Below are 9,655 nucleotides of genomic sequence, written 5' to 3' on the forward strand. Positions count from 1 at the left end.
CACTATTTCCAGTTATGTCCTTTTAATTGCATAGCTGCTTTTAATATATCCTTTTGGCTAATTTGTCCTACTAATTTTCCGTCTTCTACTATTGGAAAACGTCTGCGTTTAGATTCTAAAAAACGATTAGCAGCATCAAAGACATTAAGATTTCCGTCTATTGTTTCTACATTTTTTGCCATATGTTGCTCCACGCTATTATTTTGTGTCGGCATATTATAATATCTACTTTCACTAATTTGTTTAATACAATCACCTTCAGAGATAATACCAATTAATTCGTTTTTTTCATTAACCACCGGACCTCCAGAAATCTTGTATTTAATCAATGTATCTATTACTTCTTCTACGCTTTGTGTTGCTTTAAAAGTTATTAAATCTCTTGTCATGTAATCACTAACCTTTAAGGATTGATTACTTTCTGCTTGTTGTTGTCCTTTTCTAGGACCTTCAAAACTTTTAATTCCCATACCTGTTATTTTTTATTTCACTTAAAGTTACTGATTTTAAAGCATTTAACCTAAACCGTTAACACACGCAATATTTTACTACTTTTATATCAACTAATTAACCATCCTTAAAATGTTAAAAAAAGCGCTTGCTATACTTATAATTATTCTTGCTGTTTACGCCAGTTTTGATGCTTTATTACCTAATAAAATTTCAGATTTAGAGACCCCCTTAAATCAATTTTCTACAGAACGTGCTTTAATTCAATTAGCCGAAATCTCTAAAAAACCACATTATACGGGTAGCGAGGAGCACACTAAGGTGAGAAACTATATTGTTTCAGAATTAGAAAAATTAGGATTAGAGCCCCAACTTCAAGAAGGTTACACTATAAGTAAATGGGGTAATTTAGCAAAACCAATAAACATACTTGCAAGAATAAAAGGAACTGCAAATACTAAAGCATTAATGTTATTAACGCATTACGATAGTAATCCACATAGTGCCATTGGTGCTAGTGACGCTGGTTCTGGAGTGGTAACAATTCTGGAAGGTTTACGTGCTTTTTTAGCAGATGGAAAACAGCCCAAAAATGATATTATAATTGGTATTACGGATGCTGAAGAATTAGGTTTAAATGGTGCCGATTTATTTGTTAACCAACACCACTGGGCAAAAGACATTGGTTTAGTTTTAAATTTTGAAGCTAGAGGAAGCGGTGGACCCAGTTACATGCTGATAGAAACTAATGGTGGAAATGCCAATTTAATGAAACAATTTGTAGCTGCACACCCTAAATTTCCTGTCGCAAACTCATTAGCTTATAGCATATACAAAATGTTGCCAAATGATACCGACTTAACTGTTTTTAGACGTGATGGAAATATAGAGGGTTTCAACTTTGCTTTTATTGATGATCATTTTGATTATCATACAAAAATGGATAATTACGAGCGTTTAGACAGAAACACCTTGGAACATCAGGGCAGTTACATCATGCCTTTATTACATCATTTTAGCCAAGCAAATTTAGACCAAGTTAAAAGTACAGAAGACTATATTTACTTTAATGTTCCATTTTTTAACACTGTAATCTACCCTTTTAGTTGGATTATTCCAATGCTAATATGGGCTATTGTACTTTTTATAGGATTAATTATTTACGGTTTCAGAAACCGAAAACTTCAACTTAAAGTTATCAAAACAGGATTTAATTCCTTTCTGTTAAGTTTAATCACTAGTGGAATAATTGGTTATTTTGGATGGTCATTACTACTACTTATATATCCTGAGTATAAAGAATTACTTCATGGTTTTACTTACAACGGTCACACCTATATTTGTTTTTTTGTTTTAATAACACTGGCGATAAGTTTTATGTTTTATCGTAATACATATAAAGTAAACAACACTGTTAGTTTATTGGTTGCTCCTTTAACATTGTGGCTTATAATTTGTACTGCAATTGCATTAAAATTGGAAGGTGCCAGCTTTTTTATTATTCCGGTATACTTTAGTTTAGCCGCCTTTTTTGTTTTACTTAAACAAAAACAACCTAATAGTTTCCTTTTAACAATATTGTGCATCCCAACGTTATTTATACTTGCGCCTTTTGTAAAAATGTTTCCCGTTGGTTTAGGACTAAAAATGCTAGTGGCTAGTGCAGTATTAGTCGTGTTAATCTTTGGATTATGCCTACCCGTTTTTGGACAATTAAAACATAAAAAAAGATGGAGTTATATGTTCTTTTTCTTCGGAATAGTTGCCTTTTTCATGGCACATTTTAATTCCGCATTTACACCCGACACACCAAAACCAAATAGCCTAGTCTACACACTGGATTTAGACAATAACACCGCACTTTGGGCAACTTATGACAAAACACTAGATAGTTATACTCAAAACTTTTTAGGTAGCACACCAAAAGAAGCCTCTGAGTTAAATAAAAATACTTTTGGTAGTAAATATGCGTCAGGTTACACTTATGCTTCCAGCGCTCCTGTAAAGGTTATTCCGTCACCTAAAATAGAAGTCAGTAATGATACTATAATTAACAACACCCGCTTTTTTAATATTTGCGTTATGCCACAACGCGATGTTCAGCGTATGGAGCTGTTTTCAGATTCTACCAATCTATTTAAATCTTTTAAAATTAATGGTGTAGAAGCTTACCGTGATAAAGGGGACTCATTAGTCTTTCAAAACAGGAAGCGCAATAGACTTTTTAGTTTTTATGTTGAAAAAGGTCAGATGTTGGACATGCAAATTAGCGTTCCTAAAAATCAAAAAACGGAGCTACAACTTTTTGAAGCCTCTTTTGACTTGTTAGAAAACGATCATTTTAGTATACCTCCAAGAAGTCCAAATATGATTCCTAAGCCGTTTGTTTTAAATGACGCGGTCTTAGTAAAAAAGACAATTACCATAGAATAATAACAACTCATTAATTAATAACCCTTTAAGACAAAACATGAAATATTTTCATAGTTTTGACGCAATTAAAATTATAACAATGAAAAAGATACTTTACTTAGCTGTTTTTGGTTTCTGTTTAGGAGCAAATGCACAATCTAATGACGCATTAACAAAGCACTACGAAGCTTATTACAAACAAATGAAAGCCCAAGGTGATGTTCAGGGTTTGATAAATGCTATTACACATCTAAATGTGCTAAAACCATCCGAAGCAAGAAAAGACACCTTAGCTTATATTTATTTAAAAGAAGGGAAATTTAACCAAGCTTTAAACACTATTGGTGCAGAACAAAAATCTACGGATTCTGAAATGGCGTTAGAAGTAAAAGCAGTAGCGTTAAAATCTTTAGGCAATATGGAAGGTTCTATACCTTTTTTCAAAGCTATTTATGACAAAAATAAAAATGCACAGGTAGCTTATGAGTTGGCAGAGCTTAATTTAAATCTGAATAAACTTACTGAAGCTAAAAAATATATAGACTTAGGATTAACAAATGTAAAAGATAATCAGGGTAAAAGTTTTTACGAAACACAACAACCATATAAAGTGTCATTAAAATCTGCTTTTTATTATCTTGATGCTTTAGTACAATTTAACCAAAACAAAGAGGCCAACAAACCAGCTGCTTTATTACTATTAGATAAAGCATTAGCTATTGAGCCACAATTTAACATGGCTTTAATTGCTAAAAACGCATTATCACCACAAACCCAATCAACAGAAACTAAAGAATAATTTAGTTTGTATTACAAATAAAAAAGCCTTCCAAATTGGAAGGCTTTTTTAATATATAAAACTGAGATTTATTTTACTATAATAAATTCACTTCTTCTGTTTAATTGATGTTCTGACTCACTACACTTAACACCATCACTACATTTGTTACGTAGTTGTGTTTCTCCATAACCTTGTCCTGTTAATCTAGCTCTGCTAATACCTCCTACAGTCACTAAATATTCAATTGTAGACTTAGCTCTTCTGTCTGATAAATCAATGTTATATTGATCCGTGTTACGACTATCTGTATGAGATCTTACATCTATATTTACATTAGGATACACATACATAAAGTCAATTACCTTACGTAACTCAACCTCTGCATCTTTTGTGATAAAAGATTTATCTAAATCAAAGTAAATAAGATTTATTCCCAACAACGGTGCAATATCTGTTCCTAACGGAGCAGGTAATTCGTCTTGTTTTTTCATAAATAATGTACGCTCCATTGATCCAGTAATATTTGGCGTATTAAATACTTTTTCAGCAGTAGAATACGTTTCTTTTGTAGATCTTATAGAATACCCTTTTGAACAATCTAAGGTAAAATCGAAACTACCATCTGTTCTAGATGTTTTTTCGTTTATTACTTTATTGTTTTCGTCTAATAAGTATACCGTTGCATTTCCAATTGGCTGATCGTTTTCTTTATTTAAAACAACACCATTAATAGCTTGCTCACATCTTGAAATAATTGGTTTAAACATTTTAAAACTATAAATATCATCAAAACCTTTACCTCCTTCTCTATTAGATGCAAAATAACCTAAACTAGTTTCACTATCAATTATAAAAGTGAAATCATCTTCAGGGCTATTAACAGGTCTTCCTAAATTAAAAACATCTCCAATTTTGTCATCATTTAATTCTGAAACAAAAACGTCTAATCCTCCTAATCCAACATGACCGTCAGAAGCAAAATACAACTTGTTATCTTGACTAATAAAAGGGAATGTTTCTCTTCCTTCTGTATTAATCTTATCACCAAGATTTATAATATCTCCAAAAACACTATCTTTTATAGCCACTTTATACAAATCAGAAAGTCCTCTAGTACCTGGCATATCACTTGCAAAATATAATGTTTTTTCGTCTGGACTTAACGTTGGGTGTGCAACTGAATACTCATCACTATTAAAAGGTAGTTCTTGAACATCCCAATTAGTATTTCCTGAATCTATTCTTGTACCTCTGTATAGTTTTAATCTGTTTGTACCGTCTTCATCTTCCTTATAGTCTTTATCCGTATAGTTGTTTCTAGTAAAGTACATAGTTAACCCATCCTTTGTAAAAGCTGCAGTAGACTCATGATAAATAGAATTTACTGTACTACTAAATTTAGAACTACTTGTTTTAAGTACTTCTGTACTGTTTAACTTGTAAAGATCTAAAAATGGTTGTTCATTCCAATCATGTACTCTTTTTGCTGCGCTTCTTTGCTGTCTGTTAGAAGAATAAATTAAACTCCCTTGATAAAAAGATGGTGCAAAATCTGATAATTCTGAATTGAAATCTACATTTACAAGTTCAAAACGTCCTGATTGCATTTCTATTTCTTCCAAATAGTTTCTTTCATTAACAAACAAATTAGCACGATAATCTTCACCTTTAGCTTGGTGAAATTTTTCCATAGCGTTATCTGATGCTAAATATCTTTTATCACTTTTCAATGATAAAGCGTAGCGATAGATGTACTCCGATGGAATACTATCTGAAGATTGCATTAATTGACCGTACCATTTAGCTGCGTTTGTATAGTCTGCATTAAAATAATAAGAATCCCCTAAGTTTTTTAATAACTCTGCAGATTTAACGCCTTTATTAGAAGCTCTCAAATAAGATTGTCTTGCCTCTATATAGGCTAGCTTTTCAAATTCCTTATTACCTTCTTTTACAGCCTTCTTTTCTTGAGCCGATAAAACATTTATTGAAAGAAAAAATAAGCTAATATAAATTGTAATTATTTTTTTCATGTTGATTAGTTTTTGGGATTAGAAAAATCTTGGCGAGATCATACGGTTATTTCTTTTAAATAATTCAAACCTTAGAAATATTTCATAAGAACCATCATTAAATTGCTTTAACTCTGTAGTCTCTCTATCATAAGCAACACCTAACATGATTTGATCTGATACTTGAAACCCAGCCATAGCACTTAAAGCAGCACTCCAACGATAAGCCAAACCTAATGTTAACTTTTCTTTGATTAAAAAGTTACCCGATAAATCAACTTGAAGTGGCGCACCGTCCACAACCTTAACTAAGGCAGAAGGCTTAAACTTTAAATCTGTATTAAGATCAAATGTTCTACCTGCCATAAGGTAAAAATTGATTCTTTCTTTAGCAGTTGCAAATGAATTATTGTTTGCTGCATTTTGGTCAAAGTGTTCTGTCTCTAAAATGTTTGGAGCACTTAAACCTAAATAGAATTTATCTGTGTAATAATAAAGACCTAAACCAAATTGAGGAGAAAATTTATTATCAACATTAATTTCTGTATTAGCATCTCCTGGATTAAAAGCACCAGTATTTAACCTATTAGTATCAATGTTAAGTAAATGAGCACCGGCTTTAATACCTAACGCCAATTTAGCATCATTAGCTAAGTCAAGCGTATAACTAAACGATAGATCGATATAAGTTTCGCTAGTAATAAATATCTCATCTTGAGTGACGTTAAGACCTAAACCTACTTTTTCTCCTACAGGTGAATGCAATGAAGCTGTAAACGTGTCTGGAGCACCGTCTAAACCTACCCATTGTGTCCTGTATAAACCAACAAAACTTAATACATCTCTAGAACCCGCATACGCTGGGTTAACACTAAGCGTGTTGTACATGTATTGAGTGTATTGAGCATCTTGCTGCGCATAACTTTGGTTAGAATAAAATCCTAAACCCATTAAGGCTAAAATAACTATGCAGTAATTTTTCATGTTTTTTATAAGTTTAAACCAGTAACTCTTTCGAGTTACTGGTATTTGATAATTTAGTTTCTGTTTATATATAATGGTCCAGCTTTCTCTACAGAGTTACCGCTTTCGTTAACATAAGTTAATACGTAGTAGTAAGTACCTACAGGTAGCTTGTCATCTTTTTTAACTGTAACTCTACCTTCAGAAGTACCTCTAAAGAAATTATTACCTTGACCATAACCATCTACATCATATACTTTAACACCCCAACGGTTATAGATTTTTAATGTATTCTCTGGGTATTGTTGTATACCACTTATTACAAACACATCATTATTTCCGTCTCCATCTGGTGTCATAATATCAAAGACAATTAAACCATCTGGTGCATCCGTATCTCCATTATCAGCTTCCTCATAATCAGGGATTCCATTGTTATCATTATCTGCAATTTCATCTCCATTTAATGTAGAATCTCCATCACAATCTAAAAGTAACCAATCAGCACTAACACCTTCAACAATTTGTGTTTCATAATCAATTACTTGACTAGTAAACTCATAATCACAAGGATCTAAAGGATCTGTTCCATCGATAATCTCAATTTCATTAGATACTCCATCACCATCACAATCACCATTGTTAAATTCATCCGAACCTACAATCGTTTGACTTCCAACTACAAAGTCACATAAGTCTGTTGGATCCGTACCGTCAACAATTTCTTGACCGTTAGTTACTCCATCACCATCACAATCTAAGTCTGCAAATGCATCACTAATTGTTACTGTTTGACTTGTGTAAACAAAGTCACAAGCATCTTGAGGGTCTGTACCGTCATTTAACTCATCTCCGTTTGTTACACCATCACCATCACAATCAATAGCTTCCCAAGTAGAAGATACTATTGATACATCTTGACTTAACATATCGAAATCACAAGGGTCTATTGGATCCGTACCGTCTAACACTTCTTGAGCATTAGTTACTCCATCACCATCACAATCTGCAGTCAACCAAGTTGAGTCAGCTGTTATAGTTTGGTGTAAGATATCAAAATCACAATTATCTAATGGACTTGTTCCGTCAGTAACTTCTGTACCATCAATGATTCCATCACCATCTGTATCTGCATCCTGTGGGTCTGTACCTTCTGTAAGTTCATCACCATTATTTAATCCATCATTATCACAGTCTAATAAGTTCCATTCTGGACTTGCTGTTACTGTAATACTATCAGTTAAGAAATCACATCCATCTACTGGATCCGTTCCGTCTATAACTTCTTGACCATTTGTAACTCCGTCACCATCACAATCTGCTGCTAACCATGCTGCACCAACTGTTCCTGTTTGACTTCCTACTACAAAATCACATGAATCTAAAGGATCAGTTCCGTCTATAACTTCTTGTTCGTTTGTAACTCCATCATCGTCACAATCTGCTGCTAACCATGCTGCATCTGCTGTTAATGTTTGGTGTAATAAATCAAATTCACAATTGTTTAAAGGGTCTGTTCCATCTGTTACTTCCGTTCCGTCTATAACACCATCATTATCTGAATCTGAATCTTGTGGATCTGTACCTTCTGTAAGTTCATCACCATTTGTCAATCCATCATTATCACAATCTAATAGGTTCCATTCTGGACTTGCTGTTACTGTAATACTAGCTGTTAAGAAATCACATCCGTCTGTAGGATCTGTTCCATCTATAACTTCTTGCTCATTAGTAACTCCATCACCATCACAATCTGCTGCTAACCAAATTGGGCCAACTGCTACTGTTTGATTTTCAACTATGAAATCACACTCATCTAATGGATTCGTTCCGTCAATAACTTCTTGTTCGTTTGTAACTCCATCTCCATCACAATCTGCTGCTAACCATGCTGCATCTGCTGTTAGTGATTGGTGTGTTAAATCAAACTCACAATTATTTAATGGGTCTGTTCCGTCTGTAACTTCCGTTCCATCTAAAACTCCGTCTCCATCTGAATCTGAATTCTGAGGGTCTGTTCCTTCAGTTAATTCATCTCCATTTGTTAATCCATCATTATCACAATCTAACAGGTTCCATTCAGAACTTGCTGTTACTGTAATACTAGCTGTTAAGAAATCACATCCGTCTGTAGGATCTGTTCCGTCAATAACTTCTTGCTCATTAGTTACTCCGTCACCATCACAATCTGCTGCTAACCATGCTGCATCTGCTACTAATGTTTGACTTGTGAATACTAAATCACAATTATCTAATGGATCTGTTCCATCTGTAACTTCTTGTCCATTTGTTACTCCATCACCATCACAATCTGCTGCTAACCATGCTGCATCCGCTGTTAAGGTTTGATGTAAAATATCGAACTCACAATTATTTAAAGGATCTGTTCCGTCTGTAACTTCTGTTCCATCTACAACTCCATCTCCATCTGAATCTGGGTTTTGAGGATCCGTTCCTTCTGTAATCTCATCTCCATTTGTTAATCCATCGTTATCACAATCTAATAGGTTCCATTCAGAACTTGCTGTTACTGTAATACTAGCTGTTAAGAAATCACATCCATCTGTAGGATCTGTTCCGTCTATAACTTCTTGCTCATTAGTTACTCCATCACCATCACAATCTGCTGCTAACCATGCTGCATCTGCTACTAATGTTTGACTTGTAAATACTAAATCACAATTATCTGATGGATCTGTACCATCGATTATCTCCGTACCATTCGTTACACCATCACCATCACAATCTGCTGCTAACCATGCTGCATCAGTTGCTAAAGTTTGATGTATAATATTAAATGAACAATTATCTAATGGATCTGTTCCGTCAGCAACCTCTGTTCCGTCTATAACACCATCTCCATCTGAATCTGGGTTTTGAGGATCTGTTCCTTCTGTAATCTCATCTCCATTTGTTAATCCATCATTATCACAATCTAACATGTTCCATTCAGAACTTGCTGTTACTGTAATACTAGCTGTTAAGAAATCACATCCGTCTGTAGGATCTGTTCCGTCAATAACTTCTTGCTCGTTAG

General features: G+C 33.7%; 6 protein-coding genes. 2 read left to right on the forward strand and 4 right to left on the reverse strand.

Annotated elements, in window-relative coordinates; all coding sequences use genetic code 11:
* Positions 1-2: 2 nt before the first annotated feature.
* Complete coding sequence (locus BMZ09_RS14135) at positions 3-470, reverse strand: CBS domain-containing protein (protein WP_090841785.1); 468 nt, start codon at positions 468-470, stop codon at positions 3-5.
* 112 nt (positions 471-582) lie between these two features.
* On the opposite strand from BMZ09_RS14135, the gene BMZ09_RS14140 reads away from it, so the two are divergent.
* Together BMZ09_RS14140 and BMZ09_RS14145 are read left to right on the forward strand one after the other, a co-directional pair.
* On the forward strand, positions 583-2,883 hold the full coding sequence (locus BMZ09_RS14140; protein ID WP_090841787.1) for a M28 family peptidase: 2,301 nt from the start codon (positions 583-585) through the stop codon (positions 2,881-2,883).
* A 79-nt stretch (positions 2,884-2,962) separates the two neighbouring features.
* Positions 2,963-3,661, forward strand: a complete 699-nt coding sequence (locus tag BMZ09_RS14145; protein WP_090841793.1) for a tetratricopeptide repeat protein — start codon at positions 2,963-2,965, stop codon at positions 3,659-3,661.
* Positions 3,662-3,729: 68 nt separating this feature from the next.
* On the opposite strand, the gene BMZ09_RS14150 is transcribed toward BMZ09_RS14145, so the two are convergent.
* The 3 genes from BMZ09_RS14150 to BMZ09_RS14160 form a co-directional block, all read right to left on the reverse strand.
* Positions 3,730-5,676, reverse strand: coding sequence for an OmpA family protein (locus tag BMZ09_RS14150; RefSeq protein ID WP_090841789.1), 1,947 nt, complete (start codon positions 5,674-5,676; stop codon positions 3,730-3,732).
* Between the two features lie 18 nt (positions 5,677-5,694).
* Positions 5,695-6,639, reverse strand: a complete 945-nt coding sequence (locus tag BMZ09_RS14155) for a PorP/SprF family type IX secretion system membrane protein (protein ID WP_090841791.1) — start codon at positions 6,637-6,639, stop codon at positions 5,695-5,697.
* A 53-nt stretch (positions 6,640-6,692) separates the two neighbouring features.
* A partial coding sequence (locus BMZ09_RS14160) for a T9SS type B sorting domain-containing protein (protein WP_177183545.1) occupies positions 6,693-9,655 on the reverse strand: 2,963 nt, incomplete at its 5' end.

This window comes from Olleya namhaensis (assembly GCF_900114005.1).
Classification (GTDB): Bacteria; Bacteroidota; Bacteroidia; order Flavobacteriales; family Flavobacteriaceae; genus Olleya; species Olleya namhaensis.